Raw genomic sequence first — 20,373 nt, forward strand, 5'->3', positions numbered from 1 at the left:
ACCACCGGCGTTTCTTATGGACCAGGTAGTACGGCTACTCCGAAGTGGAAAGAACCTTCAGGTCGACGCCCGCTCGCTCGATGCGGCCACGCGGGTCGTCCACCAGTTTGCGTCGCTCGAGATCCATCAACCCCAGCGTGCACGTGATCTCCGCCGAGAGGGTGCCGTCGACCTTGTAGATGTTCGAGTCCATGTGGAAGGTCTTGCCGGTGCCGAACTTGGCATCGCAGGTCACGTCGACGACATCGCCTGCCCGAAGCTCGCGTCGGAAGACGATGTGGGATTCGAGCAGCACGAAAGCAAGATTCGCCTCACGCATACCCGTGTTGAGGCCGCCTGCGAGTTCCATCAGCTCAAGTCTGGAGACCTCGCCGTACGAGTGGTACACGGCATGGTTGAGATGGCCGAGGGTGTCCAGCTCGTAATGACGCACCTTGATCCGGGTGCGAAAGGGCTCGCGCACAGTCACCGGTCCACTGTAAGGGCCACCCAGCATCCGCGACGCCGAGTGTGAGCAAGGGACCTTTGCTGCCGTCTCCCCAACCCGGGCAAGCGACAGCAAAGGCCCCTTGCTCCCTAACCACAGGTCAGAGCGGTCAGCCTTGGTAGAAAAGGGCCTCCACGACCGCATGGGCACGGCGCGTCGTCCGCCGGTAGGCATCGAGGAACTCGCCTGGATCGTCATCGGCCGAGTAGCCGAGCACTCGTGCGACCGCGGCGAGATCGCGACCGGAGCTGGGGATTTCGTCGACCGCCTTACCGCGGACCAGCATCCCGGCGTTACGGACACGCGTCGCCAGCAACCAGGCCTCGGTCAGGGACTCGATCTCGGCGAGCTCGGCGAGTCCCGCCTCTGCCGCGGCCTTCAGGGCCTCGATCGTCGACGTGGTCCGAAGCCCTTCGACTTCGTGTCCATGACGCAGCTGCATGAGCTGCACCGTCCACTCCACGTCGGCGAGCCCTCCACGGCCAAGTTTCGTGTGCCGGGTCGGGTCGGCGCCCTTGGGCATCCGTTCCGTTTCCACGCGCGCTTTGATCCGCCTGATCTCCCGCACGCGGACCGAGTCGAGACCTGCCGGCGGGTAGCGGATGGGGTCGATCATCTCGATGAACCGCGCGCCGAGGTCGTCGTCACCGGCGATGAACCGAGCCCGGAGCAGCGCCTGCGATTCCCAGACCTCGGCCCACCGCCCGTAGTAGCTGCGGTAGGACTCGAGTGTTCGCACCAACGGGCCGCTCCGCCCCTCCGGACGGAGATCGGCGTCGACGATCAGTGCCGGGTCGGCACTGGGGGCACCGAGGGTCTTGCGGACCGTCTCGGCGACGGAGGAAGCGAACTTCGCTGCTTCGGAGTCCGACACGCCCTCTGCGGGCTCGCACACGAAGAGAACGTCCGCGTCCGATCCGTAGCCGAGTTCGGCCCCGCCCAACCGTCCCATTCCGATGACGGCGATCTTCGCGGGGGTCTGGCCGAGCTCGGCCTGGCGCTGGCGAAAAGCAGCAGCCAGGGCACCTTGAAGCACGGCGACCCACACACTGGACAGCGCCTCGCAGACGGCTGGGACATCGAGCAGCCCCAACAAATCCGCCGACGCGATCCGGAGCATCTCGTGCCGACGCAACGATCTCGCGGCCGCGACAGCGGCATTCAAGCCCGGCTGACGCCGCACGGCAGCTCGCAGTGAAGTGGCTACCTCCGCCGAAGTACGGCCGGCCAGCCGCGCTGGATCGCCGAGCAACTGCAGTACTTCCGGCGCTCTGGCCAGCAGGTCGGGCACCAGACGTGATGTGCCGAGCAGGAATGCGAGCCGCTCGACGACGGCACCCTCGTCCCGAAGAACCCTGAGGTACCAGGGCGTTTCTTCGAGTGCTTCCGAGACCTTCCGATAGGACAGGAGGCCACGGTCAGGGTCTGGAGTGTCGGCGAGAAGGTCCAACAAGACCGGCAGCAGAGCTTGCTGGATGGCCGCCCGGCGGGACATTCCCGCAGTCAGTGCCTTGATGTGCTGCAGGGCCCCATCCGGCGCGGCGTAGCCGAGGGCGGCAAGGCGGCTCTCCGCCTGTTTTGTGGTCAGCCGTAGCGCTTCGGTCGGCACGTTCGCGACCGATTGCAACAGGGGCCGATAGAAGAGTTTCTCGTGAAGACGCCGGATGTTCTGCAGGTGGCGGCGGAACTCCGCCACCAACACGTCCCCTTCACCTCTGCCCCGGGCCGGGCGCACACCGCTCGCTCTCGCGACCGTTCGCAGCTCGCTGACGTCCGAAGTGGCAGGGAACAAGTGCGTACGCCGTAGTCGGCGAAGCTGGAGCCGGTGCTCGATGGTCCGGAGGAACTCGTAAGACGAAGCGAGCTCCGCGGCGTCCTTCCGGCCAACGTATCCGCCGTCCCCCAAGGCAGCGAGTGCGTCCATCGTGGACGGGGAACGCAGCTCAGCGTCGATCCGGCCGTGGACCAGTTGCAGCAACTGCACGGCGAACTCGACGTCGCGAAGGCCACCGCGCCCCAGCTTGAGCTCCCGTTCAGCGTGCGCGGACGGCACATGGCCTTCGACGCGGCGCCGCATCTTCTGCACCTCGGGAACGAAATTCTCCCGATCGGCCGCTGCCCACACCTTCGGTGCGACCATCTCCGCGTACTGACGCCCGAGCTCGGCATCGCCTGCGACCGGCCGCGCTTTGAGCAAGGCCTGAAACTCCCAGGTCTTGGCCCACTTCTGATAGTAGGCGGCATGGCCGTCGAGGGTTCTGACCAAGGCGCCCGCCTTGCCCTCCGGGCGCAACGCCGCATCGACCTCGAAACATGCCTTGCCGACCACACGCATCATCGTGCTGGCCAGCCGCGTGGAGACGGAAAGATCTCCATCTCCGACGAAGATGACATCCACGTCGCTTACATAGTTCAGCTCTCGACCGCCGCATTTGCCCATCGCGATCACGGACAGGTGGCCTTCGGCGGCGGCACCCACCTCGGCCTCCGCGACCATCAGCCCGACGGTCAGCGCGGCCTCGGCCAGCATCGTGAGCTGGGCCCCGATCTCGACATAGGGTGGCTGGCGGAGGCCGGGTTCGACGAGATGCCCGAGGTCGGCCGCAGCTATTCCGAGCAGCAGTTCGCGGTAGCCAATGCGAAGAGCCTGCTCCGACTCGAGCCCTGTGAGCAGCTCTCCGTCTGGTCGCAAGGGGTCGAGGAGACTGCTCACGTACTGATCCGGGGCAATGTTCTTCTCACCCTGGAGGGTTTTCCAGCAGTCGGTGTTCGCGACCAGGAAGTCCGCGAGCGCGCTCGAAGTGCCCAGAACACCGAGCAACCGGCCGCGGAAGATTCGGTTGGTGCGGAGCGCCTGGTCGAGCTCATGCCAGGTACCGGGGTCGGCTTCCCTGATCCGGTCCAGCCCGCTCAGCGCGAGATCGGGATCCGCTGCACGGGAAAGTGCCGACATCACGTCGGCGGCGGAGCCGTCCGGGCCGGACTCGGTCCACCAACCGGCAGCACGCAGCTGCCCGTCGGCACGGGGGTCGGTGAAGCCGTATCTCGCCACGGAAGCGGTCGGCCTGGCGCGCTCAACCATCGGCTTCCACCGTAGTCGCCCTGCCGCCCGAGACCAGACGGACGCGCAAGGAAGCAAGGGACCTTTGCTACCGCGTCGAGGCAGTAGCAAAGGTCCCTTGCTCTCCTAGGCGGCGATCCTGCCGACTTCCTGTTCAGGAACGGTCGGGGCGGGGGTGGCGAAGCTGCCCGCGTTGACGGGGCTCCGCCGTGAAAGGAGATAGATCCCGATGCCGATCGCCAGGCCCGCGACACCAACAGCGATCGTGCCCACCGTGCCCGTCGAAGTCACGAGGCCGGCCGCGGCACCGACGATGGCAGCGGCGGGAAGTGTGAACAGCCAGGCGGTCACCATGCGGCCGGCTGTGCGCCAGCGAACCGGTGATTCGTTCCTGCCCACCCCGGAACCGACGATGCCGCCGGAGCAGACGTGGGTCGTCGAAAGCGGAAAGCCGAAATTCGTCGAGGCGAGAATGACAGCCGCCGAGCTGGTCTGCGCAGCGAAGCCCTGCGGGCCATCGATGTCCGTCAGGCCTTTACCCAGCGTGAAGGTGATTCGCCAGCCACCCAGGTACGTGCCGAGCGCGAGCGCCAGCGCCGCGCTGACGATCACCCAAAGCGGCGGCCCGGCCCCGGCGGGGAGGGTTCCGGCGGTGATCATCGTCAGCGTGATGACGCCCATCGTCTTCTGCGCGTCGTTCGTGCCGTGGGCGAGCGAGACCAGCGAGGCCGAAATGATCTGGCCGACCCGGAAGCCAGCCGTACGGCCCCTGCGAACGAAGATCCGGTAGACGAAGTACGTCACGATCATCGCGACGAGGCCGGCCAAGACCGGCGAGAGTGCCGCTGGGACCAGCACCTTCTCGATGATCTTTCCGAAATGGACGGAGTCCGTCCCGGCCGATACCCACGTGGCACCGATCAGCCCGCCGAAGAGCGCGTGGGACGAGCTGGACGGCAGTCCGACGAACCACGTGATCAGGTTCCACACGATCGCCCCGACCAGGCCGCCGAACACGATCGCCGGTCCGATCTTGGAGTCGTCGACGAGTCCATTAGAGATGGTCTTGGCCACCTCGACCGACAGGAACGCTCCGACCAGGTTCAGGACCGCGGAGATCGTCACCGCGACCTTGGGACGCAACGCCCCGGTGGCGATCGACGTTGCCATCGAGTTGGCCGTGTCGTGGAACCCGTTCGTGAAATCGAAAATTAGGGCCGTGACGACGACGAGCACGACCAAGACTGAGGGCTCCACCCCGACCTCCGAACCCTTCGAAATTCCCTTCGCAAGGTACCTGACGGCAAGACCCGAGTGTTAATAACCCATACGTATTTGAGACATAAGTCGTTAAGCCATCGGCAATGTACGTTGACGGTCCGCAGCCGGTGCGAGGTCACCGGACACCAGACGGACGAAGCGATGGGCGAACGGCTGCCAGGTTTCGGTGATGTCGGCATGCACCCGAGCGAGGTTTTCCGGGGTCAGTGCGTCCGGCCGGGTGAGTTCTGCCATTTCCGGCGACTGCCGCGCCCAGTCGAGGACCACATCCGGCGTCGTCTCGATGTGGAACTGGACACCATAGGCACAACGGTCGAATCGGAAGGCCTGGTAGGCGTACCGCGGCGAGGAGGCGAGGAGCTCGGCGCCTGCGGGCAGCCGGGTGATCGCGTCGTTGTGAAACTGCAGGACGTCCTGCATGAGCGGTAGGTCCGCGAAGAGCGGGTCGGTCCAGGCAGCGTCCTTCTTGGACACAAGGCCGGGGCCGACCTCAGGCCCTTGATCACCTGTGCCGACGCTGCCGCCCAACGCCACCGCCAGGAGCTGACCACCGAGGCAAATCGCGAGCGTCGGGACACGCGCACCCGCGGCCTTCGAAAGAAGCTTCCGCACGTCCGCCAGCCACGGATGATCGCCATCATCGTTGGCGCCCATCCCACCGCCGAGGCATACGACGCCCGCATGCCCAGCAAGATCGGAGGGGATCGCCTGATCGGGCAGCAACCGGATGTCGAGTTCGGCTCCCGCCTCGGTGAGCCAGTCACCGAGGGGGCCGATCGGGTCTGATGCATCCGGCTGGATGACGAGCAACTTGGGAGCGGTCACGTCTCCAGCCTACGACCGCCGGGAGAGCAGGGGACCTTTGCTACCACTCGAGGCGGCGGTAGCAAAGGTCCCCTGCTTCTTTGGTCAGCAGGCGCAGCGGGGAGTGGGCGTCGAGGTGATAGCGGGTATCGAGGCGTCCCGGTCGACGGGATAGCCGGCCGCTTGCCAGGCGGTGATGCCGCCGGACAGGCGCTTGACCTTGAAGCCGAGTTCCGCGAGCTTCAGTGCTCCCTTGGTCGCGGCGTTGCAGTGGATGCTTTCGCAGTAGCAGACGTAGACGAGTTCACGGTCCAGCCCGCGGACCGACTCGGGTGTCATCTTCCGGTACGGGAGGTTGATCGCGCCTGGGATGCGAGCCGACGCGAAGGCTTCAGGGGCTCGGGTCTCGACGACCACGTACCCCTGCCGAGCACCAGAGGTGAGGTCTCGGGCCAGATCATCCGGGTCGACTTCGAGAGCGAGCTCGGCACGCAGGAGCGCGGCCGCGGTCGCGCTGGCCAAGGCCGGAGACATGAGTACGCGGGGTTCGGTCGTCATGTCTCAATCCTGCTGACCTGTGATCAACCACGACATCGGAAGATCCAGGTGTTGCTGACGGTTAGCCTGGAGTTTCCCGGTGGGCACGACGATCAACCTGGAGTTCTGTGAACCTCGACGATCTAGACTGGCAGCTACTCGAACTGCTCCAGTCCGACGGCCGGTTGACCTTCTCGGAACTCGGTCGGCGAGTGTCGCTGTCCGCGCCCGCGGTGACCGAGCGGGTTCGTCGGCTCGAGGAGAAGGGGATCATCACCGGATACTCGGCCAACGTCGACGTGGCGAAGCTCGGGTTACCGATCGAGGCGATGGTCCGGGCGAAGGTGCGGAGTTTGGACACGGCGCGCTTCCGCGAAACCATCCTCCCGCTTCCCCAGATCCTCGACGCCGATCACGTCACGGGTGACGAGTGTTGGCTGGTGCGAGTCGTCTGCCGGAACACCGCGGAGTTGGAGGCGCTCGTAGAGCGGATGCAGCGCTATGGGGAGACGACGACTTCGCTGGTCTTCTCGTCGCCTGTGCGCCGGCGCGCGGTTGGTCGGCCCAGCTGCTGACGGCGCCGCAGGGAGCAAGGGACCTTTGCTACCACGTGGCGAGGGCGGACATGAAAAGGGTCCAGGCCCCGGGAGAACTCGTGGTTCTCGACCGGGGNCAGCCTCAAGGTCGCGCAGGTCGCGCGCGCCATCGCCGAGCGGATCAACGCGAGCAGCGATTCCGCCGAACTCGCCGCGAAACTGGGCGGCTGTGATCCGGACGTCGCCGAGGCCGCCTCGCTCGCGCACGATCTGGGACATCCGCCGTTCGGCCTCCTCCCTCTGTAGCGGGGACAGGATTTGAACCTGCGACCTCTGGGTTATGAGCCCAGCGAGCTACCGAGCTGCTCCACCCCGCGTCGTTGTGTCAATAGATTACATGGGGGCGAAACCGACTTTCAGGCGGGTACCCCTAACTTCCCGAAGCGCCTTTGACCAGCCGTTATGGCAAGACTTTGTCATCCAGCCAGCCGAAGACGCCGTTGAGCACCATGGTCAGCCCGTCGGCGAACCTGCCCTCGATGTCCTCATCGAACACCCAGGCCGTGGGTGTGACGTCATAGCGCGGGTCCCGCTCGCCCGGAACCGGGTAAACGGCCTGCTCTTCGATGGTGAAACCGACTACGTAGCTGTAGACGGTGAACAACGCTCGTCCGGCCAGGTACGGTTCGAGCCCCGCGTCGACACGCCCTTGAAACGGATTGTCACCGAGAAGGCTGTCGTCGGTCATGAAAGTCCCTGCGAACACCTTCGCCCCGTCACGGTAAGCGAGCATCATCCGGCGCAAAGCCCGTGACGCCAGCTCGAGAGTCTCGCGCTCCCCCGTCCCTTCGGGAACGCGGCCCGGCATCGCGTCCGCGTACATCCGCGTCGCCATCTCGTCGAGCAGCTCCTGCTTGTTCTTCACGTGCCAGTACAGCGCGGGCGCCTTGACGCCGAGTTCCTGCGCGATCAGGCGGAGCGTCAGCCCGTTGAGCCCGACGTCATTGAGCAGCCGAAGCCCGGCACGGACGATGTCCTGCCTGGTCAGACCCACTTTCATCCCTCATTCCAGCGGAAGCGCCTTGACAATTTAACGATGTTAAGGGCACGCTGGCCGCAGGTCAATTTAACATCGTTAAGGAGTGGCATGGACAACCTGGGGACGGACGTGATCGTGGCCGGAGCGGGGCCGGCCGGGCTGATGCTGGCCCACGAACTCGCGCTCACCGGCGTCGATGTCGTGGTCCTGGAACGACATCACGAGCGCACAGGACTGTCGAAGGCACTGAACCTGCAGCCGCGGACCGCGGAAATGCTGGAGCTGCGCGGACTTCTGGACGGCGCCGAGGAGCGTTCGTTCGCGACGGTGCAGGACGGGCATTTCGCGATGATCCCCATCGGCTACGACGGCTGGGGCACTCGATTCCCTTTCCAGCTGGGGATTCCGCAGGCACAGGTCGAGGCGTACCTGGAGGAACGGCTTGCCGCACAAGGAACAAAGGTGAGCAGGGGCACCGAAGTAATCGATTTCGTGCAGGACAAGGACTTTGTCTCTGTTCGGTACCGAACAGACAGTGGCGAGAACCGGCTGCACGCGAAGTTCCTCGTCGGCTGCGACGGCGCTCGAAGCGTTGTACGCAAAGGACTCGACGTGGACTTCCCCGGTGTGGACGGTGAAGGTTTCGGGGTGGTCGCGGACGTCCTGTTCGACAAAATCCCCGCCGGTGCGCAAAAACAGTGGCGAACGATGCGGAACGTCGGCGAGCCGACCGGTGCGACCACGTTCAAAGGCCTGATTCCGCTGGGAGAACCGGGCCTCTACCGCTTCATGTACGGCGACAGGGCCTCGCGACCCAAGGACATCCGGTCCGCCATCTCCCACGACGAAGTCCGGCAGGCCCTGCTCGACTCGTACGGTGAGACGGCGACGGTGTCGGAAATCCGCTGGGCGTCACAGTTCTCCGACGCGGCACGGCAGGCGGAGCACTACCGCGTCGGGCGGGTACTGCTGGCGGGCGATGCCGCGCACATCCATTTCCCGGCAGGGGGCCAGGGGCTGAACCTGGGCGTGCAGGACGCCATGAACCTGGGCTGGAAGCTCGCCGCGACAGTACGCGGATGGGCCGGTGACGACCTGCTCGACACCTACGAGGCCGAGCGGCACCCTGTCGGCGCGCAAGTGCTGCACAACGTCGCCGCTCAGCTGGGGCTGACTCCGCGGTCTCACGAGTCGCGCGCCCTTCGCGACCTTTTCGCCGACCTGACCTCGCTGCCCGAGGTGAGCCGGTATCTGTCGGGCATGGTTTCCGGCCTCGGGATCCGCTACACGACGCACGGGACGTCGCATCCCGCGCTCGGCTCACGGCTCACCGACCAGGACGTCGCCACGGAGGCCGGCCCGCTGCGTCCCAGCACGCTCTTCCGCGACGGCGGCTTCGTGCTCCTGACGACCACTCAGGCCCACGTCGATGCCGCCCGGGCCCACGCCCAGTCGCCACGTCTGACCACCCAGCTGGTCACAGCGCTGCCGTGGCCGTCCGTGGAAGCCGTCCTGTACCGGCCCGATGGCTACGCTTGCTGGGTCGCCCCCACGCGGTAGCAAAGGTCCCCCGCTCCCCGCCGGCGGTAGCAAAGGTCCCCCGCTCCCCGCCGGCGGTAGCAAAGGTCCCCCGCTCCCCGCCGGCGGTAGCAAAGGTCCCCCGCTCCCCGCCGGCGGTAGCAAAGGTCCCTTGCTCTACCCGGCACCTAGGGCACCCACTCGACCGACGCCCGGGGTCCAGGGGGCGGAGCCTCCCTGGCGGGGGTCCNCCGATCTGCACTTGAAGATCACGGACACTCAGCAAGCCGCTCCCCCTGAGTGGTCAGGCCTGAAAGCGCTCAGCTCGCCGGGTCGCCCAGCGGGCGACCTTGGTCCACCTGCGTGCGGCGCGTGGGCCGCTCCGAGCCCGCTGCGCGCGGACTCCCTCCTCGAGGTCTCGTATTCGGGCCCTGGACAGTTCTTCATAAAGCAACATTTCGTTGGTCTCCTCGACCTTGATCTCGTTCAATTCGGTCGGCGCGTGAGTTCCCGTCCGCGCCTCGTAATCCCTGGTGGTGATGAGTTCGACGGTCATGCCGCTGCGCTCCGCTCGACCTTGCGCGCGACGGGGCGAGCCTCGGCGGCGGGCTCGACGACCGCGTTCTTCCGGGGGCGGCCACGGGGCCGCTTCCGCGCGACGACAACGCCGCGCTCGAAGATTTCGCCACCCCAGACACCCCACGGCTCACGCCGCGAAAGGGCGCCCGCGAGGCAGGCGGAACGGACCGGGCAGTCCACGCAGAACGCCTTCGCCCGCTCGAGCTCTGCCGGCGATTCGGCGAACCACAGGTCCGCGTCGCCCGAGCGGCAGGGAAGCATCGACTCGGGCGAGTCGATGGCGTCGAGCAGGTCGACGACGCCGGCGTCGGCGAAGGACAGGGCCTCCCCCGGCGCGAAAGCTATGGCCGATGACATAAGTGCACTCCTCTGTGCCGTAACGGATTTCGTACTCACGGTGGAACTGGACAACGCTGAACCCCAATTAGGTTGTGCAGCCAACTTGTCTGTGCAGCAAAAAACACGAAGGCCGCGGATCCGGTAACCCGCCCAGCGCGGCCAGGTCGACGTCCAGCCGGTAGTGCTCGGCGGGCATCCCGTGCGCTCGGGTGCCTCCGGCGGACCCCAGATCAGCGGTTCCGCGGCCTTCGTGAGCCTCTGGTCCTGACTAGGTCAGGAACTTCGCTCCCGTTCGGACAACGGAACACGGAACTGCTTGATGACCGGCAGATCGACGCCACCGTTCACGTACGCCCCACCGAGAGCGGCAGCGTGCGTGAAGGTTTCGTCAGCGGCGATCCAGCTCAGGTCGAAACGCTGGGTGCCACGGGTGGCGAGGATGCTCGCGGGCACAAAGGTGCCCTGGCGCTGAGCCTGCGGGACTTCCGCGACGCAGGACAGACGGGTGCCAGGGTTCGCGAGCATCATGTTGATCGTCATTTCACCGGCACCACCTTTCTCTGTCGCGCGCGAACCGACCTGCGGTCTACGCTGTGTTGTAGATGTTCTTCCCCAGACCGGGCGCTTCCCGCCCGGTACCTGCAGGTTATTGCCCCCGGCCACACCAGGGCAACTTATTTTCCAGAAAATCCGTCGAAGTTGCGAAGATCGGCTCTGAGCAGCAGGTTCGCCGCGTGGATCAAGCCTGGAACGCGGTCAAGTCTCCACCGAGGCCCGCACGACGTCGAGAACCTCCGCCCCGAAGCGCTCGAGCTTCGTCGCACCGATCCCGGAGATGGCACACAACGCCGTGTCATCGGTAGGCCGCTGCTCGGCGATGGCGACGAGCGTCGCGTCCGTGAAAACGACGAAGGCCGGCACCTTGAGCTCCCGCGAGCGCTCCCCTCGCCAGGACTTCAGCTTCTCGAGCAGCTGCTCGTCCACGTTGGACGGGCAACGGGAGCACCGGCCGAGCTTGATGTCGAGTGTCTCCAGCAGCGGCCCACCGCACACGCGGCACCGGGCCTTGCTGCCGGACTGCTTCGGCTGCTGCGATCGGGCGACCCGCGCCGCCGGGTGGTCTTCGGGGATGAGGCCGTAGAGGAACCTGCTGCGTCGCCGATTACGGCGATTTCCCGACGTCCTGGCCAAGGCCCACGACAACGAGAGGTGCTCTCGGGCTCTTGTGACGCCGACATAGAAGAGGCGGCGCTCTTCCTCGATGGCCGCGTCGTCGCCGTCGGCGTGGAGGATCGGCATGGTTCCCTCGGCGAGCCCCACGAGGAACACGGCGTCCCATTCGAGACCTTTCGCCGCGTGAAGCGAGGCCAGGGTGATGCCCTCCACCGTCGGCGGATGCTGCGCTGTCGCCCGCTGTTCGAGCTCCGCCACGAAGCGAGGGAGATCCGCATCTTCGACGGTGGAAGCCAGCTCCTCGGCCAACTCGACGATCGAAAGAAGCGCGTCCCACCGCTCTTTCGCCGCGCCTCCGGCAGGAGGTTGGTCGGTGAGCCCCACCTTCGCGAGAACCGAGCGCACGTGGGTCACCAGCTCGCTGGTGTAGGTGTCGGTCGACGCCATCCGCAGCGCGGACATGGCCTGCCGGACCTCGGCCCTGGCGAAGAACCGCTCGCCGCCACGGACCAGGTACGGGATGCCCATCTCCGCCAGAGCCTGCTCGTAGGCTTCTGATTGGGCGTTGACGCGGTAAAGCACCGCGATCTCGCTGGCCGCCACTCCACTGTCGAGCAGATCACGGATCCTGCGCGCGACAGCCGCGGCCTCAGCGGTCTCGTCGTCGTATTCGGCGAACCGCGGGACCGGCCCGGACGGGCGCTGGCCGATCAGCTTCAACCTCGACCCCGCAGGGCGGCCGCGCGCGGCACCGATCACTTGATTGGCGAGAGCCACGACCTCCGGAGTCGACCGGTAGTCCCGCTCGAGCCTCACGACCGTCGCCTCGGGGAACCTCCGCGTGAACTCCAGGAGCGGCCGGGGAGAAGCACCACCGAACGAATAGATGGTCTGGTTGGCGTCGCCGACGACGGTCAAGTCGTCACGGCCGCCGAGCCAGGCGTCGAGCAGCCGCTGCTGCAGCGGGGTGACGTCCTGATACTCGTCGACGACGAAGCAGCGATAGCGCTCGCGGAACTCCTGGGCCACCACCGTGTGCTCCTCGAGGACGGCCGTGGTGTGCAGGAGCAGGTCGTCGAAGTCGAGCACCTGGGCAGTGTTCTTGACCTTCTCGTAGTTGCGGTAGACCTCCGCGACCTGTGATGCGGGCGCCGGTGTGTCCCGCTGCGTCCGTGCGGCTACCGCCGGATAGTCGTCCGGCGATACCAAAGAGGCCTTGCTCCACTCGATCTCACTGGCGAGGTCACGCAGTAGTTCCGTCTCGGTGCCGAGACCGGCCTTGTTGGCGGCTTGGCTGATGTAGCGGAACTTGTTCTCGAGCAGTTCCCAGGGCCGGTCCCCGACGACCTGAGGCCAGAAATACCGCAACTGGCGACGGGCGGCGGCGTGGAACGTGAGCGCCTGGGCTGCGTCCACACCCAGCCCCCGAAGACGCGTGCGCATCTCACCGGCGGCGCGGGTCGTGAAGGTGACAGCGAGGACCTGACCAGCGGCGACGTGGCCGGAACGGACCAGGTGGGCGATGCGGTGTGTGATCGTCCGGGTCTTGCCGGTCCCTGCCCCCGCGAGGACACAGACCGGCCCCCTCGGCGCGCAGGCGGCGGCGCGTTGCTCGGGATCGAGCCCATCGAGCAGGCCTGGACGACTCTTCGGGGACGATGCGCTAACCACGTCCCGATCCTCGCAGAGGGCCCGACGGGATCGGCGCAGGGCACGCGGCCGTATCCTGGTCACATGGCGGGAAAGCAGGACAAGGAAGCAGCGAAGCTGGCCAAGAAGGAGAAGCGTGCCGCGAGCAAGGCTCGCCGCGGGCAGATCTTCGAGGCCTTCAAGATGCAGCGTAAGGAAGACAAGGCGCTCATCCCCTGGATGGTCGGATCGCTCCTGGTCATCACCGGTGTCGTGTTCGGCATCGGGTTCATCTTCGACGTCCACTGGGTCGTGCTGCCGCTGGGCATCCTGCTCGGCGCGCTCGCCGCTGTGATCATTTTCGGCAGGCGGGTCCAAAAGACCGTGTACTCGAAGGCCGACGGGCAGCCGGGCGCCGCGGCGTGGGCGCTCGAGAACATGCGCGGCCGCTGGAAGGTGACGCCGACCGTGGCGGCCACCACCCAGCTCGACGCCGTGCACCGAGTTCTCGGTGGTCCGGGTGTCGTGCTCGTCGCCGAGGGTGCGCCCCACCGCGTGAAGTCCCTGCTCGCGCAGGAGAAGAAGCGTGTGTCCCGCCTGATCGGTGAGACACCGATCTACAACGTGATCATCGGTAACGAAGACCAGCAGGTGCCGCTGAAGAAGCTGCAGAGCCACCTGATGAAGCTGCCGCGCAACCTCAAGCCCGCCCAGGTCGACGCGCTGGAAGCGAAGCTGGCCGCACTCGGCAACCGCGGTGCCGCCATGCCCAAGGGCCCGATGCCCGCCGGCGCGAAGATGCGCAACGTCCAGCGCACCATCCGTCGCCGCTGACGAAACGAATCAGGGGTCCTTTGCTACCGGCGCGCTCGGTTACGCGCTCGACGTGAAGAACCTGCACGTGATGAACGTGTCGGCGCCCTTGATGACCTCTTCGATCTCTTCGCGGTGGTCCTCGGCGGCCTTCACGCGCTTCACGAAAGTTCCGGTTGACACGTGACCTTTTGGTCACCTATCCTTTCGACGTGCCCGACGACGACCTGGTTTTCAAGGCCCTGGCGGATCCGACCCGCCGGTTCCTGCTCGACCAGTTGTTCACGCGTGACGGCCGCACGCTGACCGATCTCGAGTCCGAAGTGGACATGAGCCGGTTCGGCGTGATGAAGCATTTGAAACTGCTGGAAGAAGCCGGACTTGTCGTCACGCGCAAGGAGGGCCGGGAGAAGAAGCACTTCCTCAACCCGGTACCGATCCGGCAGATCCACGACCGGTGGATCGACAAGTTCACCGAGCGCAACGTGACCGCGTTGCTCGACCTCAAAGCCGAACTCGAAACCCCCGATCTCGAAAACGAGGAGCCGTCATGACCGAAACCACCATCGCCGCCACCCAGGTCTACCGCGTCTACATCAAGGCCACCCCGGAGAAGATCTGGGACGCGATCACGAAGCCCGAGTGGTCGCAGAAGTACGGCTACACCGGCCTCGTCGACTTCGACCTGCGGCCGGGCGGCAAGCACGCCACCCATCCGACTCCGGACTACGTCCAAGCGGGTTTCACCAACGACTTGGTCGACGGCGAGGTGCTGGAGGTGGATCCGCCACGCAAGCTGGTCATCACCTGGAAACTGCTGATGGACTCGGCCTTCGACAAGGAGCCGTACACCAAGCTCACCTACGAGATCGAAGAGACGAAGACCGCGGGCACCCGGCTGACCGTCACCCACGACGTCACCGACGCGCCGACGACGGCCGCCCTGGTCAACGGGTCGCAGGAGGACATCAACGCCGGACCGGGCGAGAACGCCGGTGGCGGCTGGCCGTGGATCCTGTCGGACCTCAAGACGCTGCTGGAGACGGACGAGCCGCTCGTCCCCACCGCTTCCTGACCAGGCACCGACGCGAAGGGCAGACCAGATGTCGCGCCCCGCCGCGGCCAGTTGCCGCACGATGCTCCGGCGCACCGGATCCACGAGCGCCTCCAGTACCGACTGGAGGGTGACCTCCGCGAGGTCCGGGTGGTCGGCGATCCGCTCGACCGTGGTCAACGTCGCGGGCGCCGCCATCCAGGCGGACCTCGGCAGCACCTTGACCCAGCTGACCTGGATCATCGACGGCTACATCCTGACCTTCGCCTCACTCCTGCTACTGGCAGGCGGCCTGGCGAACCGGCTCGGAGCGAAAGGCGTCTACCAAGCGGGTATGGCGGTGTTCTTCGCCGCCTCGCTCGTCTGCGCGCTCTCGCCGAACGCCGAATGGCTGATCGCCGCGAGGCTGGCCCAGGGCATCGGCGCCGCGTTGTTCATGCCCAGTTCCCTGTCTCTGCTGGTGCGCGCGTTCCCCGAACGACGACAGCGCACGCGGATGCTGGGGCTGTGGTCGGCCATCGTCGCCACCTCCGCCGGTATCGGCCCGACACTGGGCGGGCTGATGGTCGGCGCGTTCGGCCGGTCGAGCATCTTCCTGGTGAACCTGCCCATCGGGATCATCGGGATGCTGCTGCCCCGGCTTACCAGGACATCTGCTCGGCATCGTCGCCCTCGCGGCGATCAGCTTCGGGTTGATCGAAGGGCCGCGGTTCAGCTGGGTCTCGGCGCCGGTGCTCGGCACCGCGGCGGTGGCGCTGGTCGCCCTCGTCCTGCTCGCGGCCCGCGAGCGGCGGACCGCGAACCCCCTGTTGCCGTGGCCGTTGTTCCGCGATCCCCGGTTCGCCGGGGCCAACGTCGTCGGCTTCCTGTTCAATTTCGCCTTGTACGGCACGATCTTCCTGCTGGGTCTGTACTTCCAGAACGCGCGCGGCGCGGACCCGTTCGAAGCGGGGCTACAGCTGTTGCCGATGACGATCTTCTTCCCGGTCGCGAACGTCGTCTTCTCCCGGATCTCCGGCCGGTTCGGCAACGGAGCGCTCATCACGGCCTTTTTCGCCCTTGCCGCGGTTTCGACACTGTGTCTGGTAATGATCTCCCCCGGAACGCCGTACTGGGTGATCGCGCTCGGGGTCGGCACGGCGAACCTCGGGGCCGGGGTCATCTCGCCGGCGTGGCCTACGCCGCGGGCTCGTTCGTCTCTTGGCGGATGCTCGTGTGAAGGCCCCCTTCCCTCGGCTGAGCCGAGGGAAGGGGGCCTTCACGCGCGTTCAGACGCGTTTGGTGGGCTGTGGCTCGATTCCCAAGTCGGCCTGCCGAACCAGCCGTGCAACCTCGCGCGCTGGGCGAACAACCCGGACGCGGCATCGGCCTTCTTCGACAGCGCGCGGCCCTGCCTGGACAGTGTCTGGCAGCAGGTCATGAACTACACGCAACTGCCGTTCCGGGTCCCGACCGTGAAGTACCCGTCCGGCAAGAACTGGTCGAGCCCGTGCGGCGACGCCAGCGGCGGCTCGGTGGCGGCGTTCTACTGCTCGCAGAACGAGACGCTGTACATGCCGTACGAAGGCCTTCAGGTCTCCCAGTACGGCAGCCGGCCGGGGGTCTATCTGGCCGTCTTCGCCCATGAGTACGCGCACCACATCCAGGCGCTTTCCGGTATTTCGGAGGCCTATTGGACCGCACGCTACGAAGCGGGCACCGACTCGGCGGCCGGCCTGGAGATGTCGCGGCGCAACGAACTTTCGGCGCAGTGTCTTTCCGGGACGTTCCTGGGTTCGACGGTGGGCCGCGGCGGCTCGGTCGACCAGGCGATGTACCGCGACGCCTGGCAGACCCAGGACCGCGGCGACCACAACGGCGGCCCGCGCGACCACGGCTCCGACGCGCACGCGGTCTCGTGGTGGCAGCACGGCGCGCAGAAGAACCGGATGTTCCAGTGCAACACCTGGGCGGCGAAGTCGGCCGACGTTTCCTGACCGGTCCGTGAAGGCCTCCTTCCCTACTCTGACGGTAGGGAAGGAGGCCTTCGCTACGCCGCCGAAACGCCACTCACGACCCCTCGTGGCAGGACATGGCCCTCATCCGCACGGTGGCGCGTAGTCGAGCCCCGGGAAATANTTTCCCTCGGTTGAGCCGAGGGAAAGGGGCCTTCACGCGCTTCGGGTGGTGGTTGCCGTTCGCCGACGGATGCGGTGCCGTCGTCGATTCCGGCTTGCCCGGTCCGGCTGGTCGTGACGGCCGCGCCTGGACCGCCGACTGTGTGGATTTCGGGGCGTTGGATGACCAGAAATCCACACAGTCCCGTCGTGACCGGTCCGCTCACGAACCAGGGATCAGGCCGTCACCGGGACCCGCGGGCCGCGCACCACCAGGAAGACGTACATCCCGCCGGCGAAGCAGCTGAACACCAGCAGCGCCAGCCCGAGAGGCCGCCGCGCGTCGCTCGCTCCCGCCGTCGCGTCGGCCGCGTGCACCGGGACCGCGTCCCCCGAAGCGCCGTCGGGGACGACGACCTCGAGACGTTCACCCTTGCCGTGCCCGCAGCCGTTGAGCGAACCCTCCATCGGCTTGCCGCCGAATTCGAACTTGACCTTCTCGGTCGCGCCACCGCCCGTGCAGGGCGCGGGCTGAACGACCTCCGCCCGCACGGTCGTCCCCTTGGTCTCGTTCGAGATACCGAACAGCCCCGGCCCGGCGAACCACGCCAGGAAGATCACCAGCAGGCCGGCCCCGGCCGCCACGGCCAGGGAGTTCCACCCCGGGCTGAGCCCTCTGGCGGGGTCCGATCGCTTACGCACGAACGCCATGCTCCCAGAACCTCGCGGCAAAACACAGAAGCCCCGGGAGGCGTCACCAAAGGTCCCCCGCTACCGCTCGATCGTCTCCGCGGAGGTCACCTTCCGGATGTACAGCAGCTTGTCCCCCGGCTCGATCGCGTCCGCCTGTGGCGCGTCCACGCGGTACAGGACGCCGTCGCGGACGACGCCCAGCACGATGTCCGGCAGATGCCGCGGCGAACCGCCCTCTTCGGACGGCTCCACCGGGCGTTCGGCGATCGCGAGACCGGACTCGGGGGTGAGCAGGTCCTCGACCATGTCGACCACCAGCGGCGTCGACGTCGCCATGCCGAGCAGGCGTCCGGCGGTCTCACTCGACACCACGACCTGGTTCGCGCCCGACTGCTTGAGCAGGTGGACGTTCTCCGCCTCCCGCACCGACGCCACGATATGCGACTTCGGCGCCAGCTCACGGGCGGTCAGCGTGACCAGCACGGCCGTGTCGTCCCGGTTCGGGGCGACGACGACGGCACGCGCCCGCTGGACCCCGGCGACGCGCAGCACGTCGGCGCGGGTGGCCGAGCCGTGCACGGTCACCAGGCCGAGTGAGGTGGCCGCTTCGAGGGCCTGCTGGTCGGTGTCCACGACGACGATGTGATCGGGTTCGACGTTCTCGTCCCCGAGCAGCGCGTTGACCGCCGACCGGCCCTTCGTGCCGAATCCGACGACGACCGTGTGGTCACGCACCTTCGTCCTCCACTTTTGGATCTTGAAAGCCTGGCGGGAGCGCTCGGTGAGCACTTCGAGGGTGGTACCGACCAGGACGATGAGGAAAAGCACCCGCAGCGGGGTGATCACCAGGACGTTCACCAGCCGCGCGGACGGTGTCGCGGGTGCGATGTCACCGTACCCCGTCGTCGACAGCGACACCGTCGCGTAATAGAGGCTGTCGAGGAAGGTGAGCCCGTCGCCGTTGGCGTCGCGGTAGCCGTCCCGGTCGAGGTAGACGATCAGGACGGNCTACTCTCCGTGTACAGGACAGCCATTGTCAGGAAGCCCGCGTCTACCATTCGGGAATGAACACCGTTTCGGACAGCACCGTCCGCTGCGTAGGCGGCATCGTCCACGACGAGTTGGGGCGGATTCTGCTGATCCGGCGCGCGAATGAACCCGGACGTGGACTCTGGTCGGTCCCCGGCGGACGGGTCGAACCAGGCGAAACGGACGAAGCGGCCGTCATCCGGGAGATGCGCGAAGAGACCGGGCTCGACGTGATGCCGGGCACACTCGTCGGCACCGTCCGCCGCGGCCCGTATGACATCCACGATTACGCCTGCGCGGTCACCGGTGGCACTCTCCGTGCCGGGGACGACGCCACCGACGCCCGGTGGATCGACGCCGGAACCTTGATCGAACTCGACGAAGGCGGCCACTTGGCCGAACTCCTGTTCGTCACTCTCCGCGATTGGGGAGTGCTGCCGACCGCCGTCTTGACACCCGCTGTGCCCGATTCGGCAAAAGACGCGGGGATAAAGCAGCGCAAGAGGTGAAAAATTAGCCGTCCCGACACATTGCCGACACCGTGGTCGTGAGTGGCGATTCGGGTTAGAACCCAATGCCACGTAGCTTAAGTTGATCTTGGGTGAGGTTGCCAGGTGCAGCGAAGGCTCCCTTCGCTGCGTCTGATGCGACGAAGCGGCACCTTCGGCCCTGGTCGCGGGTCGGGTTGGTCGTGAGTGGCGTTTCGGGTTCAAACAGAGACGTTCAACGTCCCTCTTTCCACACACCCGAAACGCCACTCACGACCAACGCGACCCCAAGCCCTACTTAGCCCACTTAGGCCGAGGCGGAGGCACGTAGTCCGCGAAGCCGTCCAGGAGCACCGAAGCGTCCGAGTCGATCGAGAGCATGTCCCGGTACCCAGCCGACAGGAAGCCCTCCGACACCATGTGGTCGGCGAACTTCAGCAGCGGCGCGTAGTACCCGCCGACGTCGACCAGCCCGATCGGCTTCTCGTGCAACCCGAGCTGCGCCCACGTCCACACCTCGAACAGCTCCTCCAGCGTCCCCGCGCCGCCGGGCAGCGCGAGGAAGCCGTCGGACAGCGCGGCCATCTTCGCCTTCCGCTGGTGCATGTCGGCGACGACGTGCAGTTCGGTCAGGCCGGCGTGCGCGATCTCGACGCTGCCCAGCGCCTCCGGGATCACGCCGATCACCTCGCCGCCCGCGGCCAGCGCGGCGTCCGCGACGACGCCCATGGTCCCGACCGAAGCCCCGCCGTAGACCAGCCCGATGCCCCGCGAGGCCAGCAGTGTGCCCAGGGCGCGAGCTTCGTCGGCGTACCGCGGGTCGAAGCCCATCGAAGAGCCGCAGAAGACACAGACCCGGCGCGGAGCCGCCATCAGTGGGTGTCCTCCCAAGCCTTGTACGAATCCTGCACGACGCGTACGGCGTCTTCGATGTCGTCGGTCACGTGCAGAAGCTCGAGGTCCTTCTGACCGATCTTGCCCTCGGCGAGCAGCGAACTGGCGATCCAGTCGTACAGGCCGCCCCAGTACTTGCTGCCGAACAGCACGACCGGGAACTTCGTGACCTTCTTCGTCTGCACCAGCGTGAGCGCCTCGAACAGCTCGTCGAGCGTGCCGAAACCGCCGGGCAGGCAGATGAACGCCTGCGAGTACTTGATGAACATGGTCTTGCGCGCGGTGCAGTCCGGCGGCTCCTCGACGCTCACCATCGCGACGTC

Annotated in this window: 19 protein-coding genes, 1 tRNA gene and 4 pseudogenes; 9 read left to right on the top strand and 15 right to left on the bottom strand. The window is 66.6% G+C overall.

The annotated features are described in order from the left end of the window. Positions 1-34 precede the first annotated feature (34 nt). The 5 genes from LCL61_RS38535 to LCL61_RS38555 all read right to left on the bottom strand — a co-directional run bounded on the left by LCL61_RS38535 (position 35) and on the right by LCL61_RS38555 (position 6,191). Positions 35-469: an acyl-CoA thioesterase gene (locus LCL61_RS38535; protein WP_340684299.1), complete on the bottom strand. Its 435-nt coding sequence runs from the start codon at positions 467-469 to the stop codon at positions 35-37. A 127-nt stretch (positions 470-596) separates the two neighbouring features. Then, positions 597-3,569, bottom strand: coding sequence for a bifunctional [glutamine synthetase] adenylyltransferase/[glutamine synthetase]-adenylyl-L-tyrosine phosphorylase (locus tag LCL61_RS38540; RefSeq protein WP_340684300.1), 2,973 nt, complete (start codon positions 3,567-3,569; stop codon positions 597-599). A 105-nt stretch (positions 3,570-3,674) separates the two neighbouring features. After that, complete coding sequence (locus LCL61_RS38545; RefSeq protein ID WP_340684301.1) at positions 3,675-4,805, bottom strand: inorganic phosphate transporter; 1,131 nt, start codon at positions 4,803-4,805, stop codon at positions 3,675-3,677. Between the two features lie 93 nt (positions 4,806-4,898). After that, complete coding sequence (locus LCL61_RS38550; RefSeq protein ID WP_340684302.1) at positions 4,899-5,654, bottom strand: type 1 glutamine amidotransferase; 756 nt, start codon at positions 5,652-5,654, stop codon at positions 4,899-4,901. An 84-nt stretch (positions 5,655-5,738) separates the two neighbouring features. Continuing rightward, the gene (locus LCL61_RS38555) at positions 5,739-6,191 is read right to left on the bottom strand and encodes a rhodanese-like domain-containing protein (RefSeq protein WP_340684303.1); all 453 of its coding nucleotides are present in this window, start codon (positions 6,189-6,191) and stop codon (positions 5,739-5,741) included. A 107-nt stretch (positions 6,192-6,298) separates the two neighbouring features. On the opposite strand from LCL61_RS38555, the gene LCL61_RS38560 reads away from it, so the two are divergent. Together LCL61_RS38560 and LCL61_RS38565 are read left to right on the top strand one after the other, a co-directional pair. Continuing rightward, positions 6,299-6,745, top strand: a complete 447-nt coding sequence (locus LCL61_RS38560; protein WP_340684304.1) for an Lrp/AsnC family transcriptional regulator — start codon at positions 6,299-6,301, stop codon at positions 6,743-6,745. 99 nt (positions 6,746-6,844) lie between these two features. Continuing rightward, a pseudogene (locus LCL61_RS38565) lies at positions 6,845-7,003 on the top strand (HD domain-containing protein); the annotation flags it as partial. Positions 7,004-7,009: 6 nt separating this feature from the next. Here the strand turns inward: LCL61_RS38565 and LCL61_RS38570 are convergent. After that, a tRNA-Met gene (locus LCL61_RS38570) sits at positions 7,010-7,083 on the bottom strand. Positions 7,084-7,166: 83 nt separating this feature from the next. Then, positions 7,167-7,760, bottom strand: coding sequence for a TetR/AcrR family transcriptional regulator C-terminal domain-containing protein (locus LCL61_RS38575; protein ID WP_340688785.1), 594 nt, complete (start codon positions 7,758-7,760; stop codon positions 7,167-7,169). Positions 7,761-7,853: 93 nt separating this feature from the next. Between LCL61_RS38575 and LCL61_RS38580 the strand changes: the two genes are divergently transcribed. After that, positions 7,854-9,305, top strand: a complete 1,452-nt coding sequence (locus LCL61_RS38580; RefSeq protein WP_340684305.1) for an FAD-dependent monooxygenase — start codon at positions 7,854-7,856, stop codon at positions 9,303-9,305. A gap of 262 nt (positions 9,306-9,567) precedes the next feature. Here the strand turns inward: LCL61_RS38580 and LCL61_RS38585 are convergent, their stop codons facing one another. The 4 genes from LCL61_RS38585 to LCL61_RS38600 all read right to left on the bottom strand — a co-directional run bounded on the left by LCL61_RS38585 (position 9,568) and on the right by LCL61_RS38600 (position 13,025). Then, complete coding sequence (locus tag LCL61_RS38585; protein ID WP_340684306.1) at positions 9,568-9,819, bottom strand: hypothetical protein; 252 nt, start codon at positions 9,817-9,819, stop codon at positions 9,568-9,570. Beyond that, positions 9,816-10,199, bottom strand: a complete 384-nt coding sequence (locus LCL61_RS38590; protein WP_340684307.1) for a WhiB family transcriptional regulator — start codon at positions 10,197-10,199, stop codon at positions 9,816-9,818. The genes LCL61_RS38585 and LCL61_RS38590 overlap by 4 nt, the downstream gene beginning before the upstream one ends. Positions 10,200-10,454: 255 nt before the next feature. Continuing rightward, on the bottom strand, positions 10,455-10,721 hold the full coding sequence (locus LCL61_RS38595; protein WP_340684308.1) for a hypothetical protein: 267 nt from the start codon (positions 10,719-10,721) through the stop codon (positions 10,455-10,457). Between the two features lie 216 nt (positions 10,722-10,937). Further along, entirely contained in the window at positions 10,938-13,025 is a 2,088-nt protein-coding gene (locus LCL61_RS38600; protein WP_340684309.1) for an ATP-dependent DNA helicase UvrD2, read from the bottom strand. A 63-nt stretch (positions 13,026-13,088) separates the two neighbouring features. On the opposite strand from LCL61_RS38600, the gene LCL61_RS38605 reads away from it, so the two are divergent. The 5 genes and pseudogenes from LCL61_RS38605 to LCL61_RS38625 all read left to right on the top strand — a co-directional run bounded on the left by LCL61_RS38605 (position 13,089) and on the right by LCL61_RS38625 (position 16,826). Beyond that, entirely contained in the window at positions 13,089-13,817 is a 729-nt protein-coding gene (locus LCL61_RS38605; protein ID WP_340684310.1) for a DUF4191 domain-containing protein, read from the top strand. Positions 13,818-14,008: 191 nt separating this feature from the next. Continuing rightward, the gene (locus tag LCL61_RS38610; RefSeq protein ID WP_340684311.1) at positions 14,009-14,350 is read left to right on the top strand and encodes a metalloregulator ArsR/SmtB family transcription factor; all 342 of its coding nucleotides are present in this window, start codon (positions 14,009-14,011) and stop codon (positions 14,348-14,350) included. Then, positions 14,347-14,871: an SRPBCC family protein gene (locus tag LCL61_RS38615; RefSeq protein ID WP_340684312.1), complete on the top strand. Its 525-nt coding sequence runs from the start codon at positions 14,347-14,349 to the stop codon at positions 14,869-14,871. Before LCL61_RS38610 ends, LCL61_RS38615 begins: the two co-directional genes overlap by 4 nt. 61 nt (positions 14,872-14,932) lie before the next feature. After that, positions 14,933-15,355, top strand: a pseudogene (locus LCL61_RS42770) (MFS transporter); the annotation flags it as partial. Between the two features lie 187 nt (positions 15,356-15,542). Next, positions 15,543-16,826 carry an MFS transporter gene (locus tag LCL61_RS38625; RefSeq protein WP_340684314.1) on the top strand — a complete coding sequence of 428 codons (1,284 nt, stop codon included), beginning with the start codon at positions 15,543-15,545 and terminating at the stop codon, positions 16,824-16,826. 357 nt (positions 16,827-17,183) lie between these two features. Here the strand turns inward: LCL61_RS38625 and LCL61_RS38630 are convergent, their stop codons facing one another. Beyond that, entirely contained in the window at positions 17,184-17,591 is a 408-nt protein-coding gene (locus LCL61_RS38630; protein ID WP_340688786.1) for a hypothetical protein, read from the bottom strand. A gap of 126 nt (positions 17,592-17,717) precedes the next feature. Further along, a pseudogene (locus LCL61_RS38635) lies at positions 17,718-18,644 on the bottom strand (potassium channel family protein); the annotation flags it as partial. A gap of 59 nt (positions 18,645-18,703) precedes the next feature. Here LCL61_RS38635 and LCL61_RS38640 point away from each other — a divergent pair. Beyond that, entirely contained in the window at positions 18,704-19,177 is a 474-nt protein-coding gene (locus LCL61_RS38640) for an NUDIX hydrolase (RefSeq protein WP_340684315.1), read from the top strand. Between the two features lie 273 nt (positions 19,178-19,450). Here LCL61_RS38640 and LCL61_RS38645 read toward each other — a convergent pair whose 3' ends face one another. Together LCL61_RS38645 and LCL61_RS38650 are read right to left on the bottom strand one after the other, a co-directional pair. Then, positions 19,451-20,029: a TIGR00730 family Rossman fold protein gene (locus tag LCL61_RS38645; protein ID WP_125680437.1), complete on the bottom strand. Its 579-nt coding sequence runs from the start codon at positions 20,027-20,029 to the stop codon at positions 19,451-19,453. After that, a pseudogene (locus tag LCL61_RS38650) lies at positions 20,029-20,331 on the bottom strand (LOG family protein); the annotation flags it as partial. The pseudogene LCL61_RS38650 and the gene LCL61_RS38645, both read right to left, overlap by 1 nt. Positions 20,332-20,373 lie beyond the last annotated feature (42 nt).

This window comes from Amycolatopsis coloradensis (assembly GCF_037997115.1).
In the GTDB taxonomy this organism is placed as follows: domain Bacteria; phylum Actinomycetota; class Actinomycetes; order Mycobacteriales; family Pseudonocardiaceae; genus Amycolatopsis; species Amycolatopsis coloradensis_A.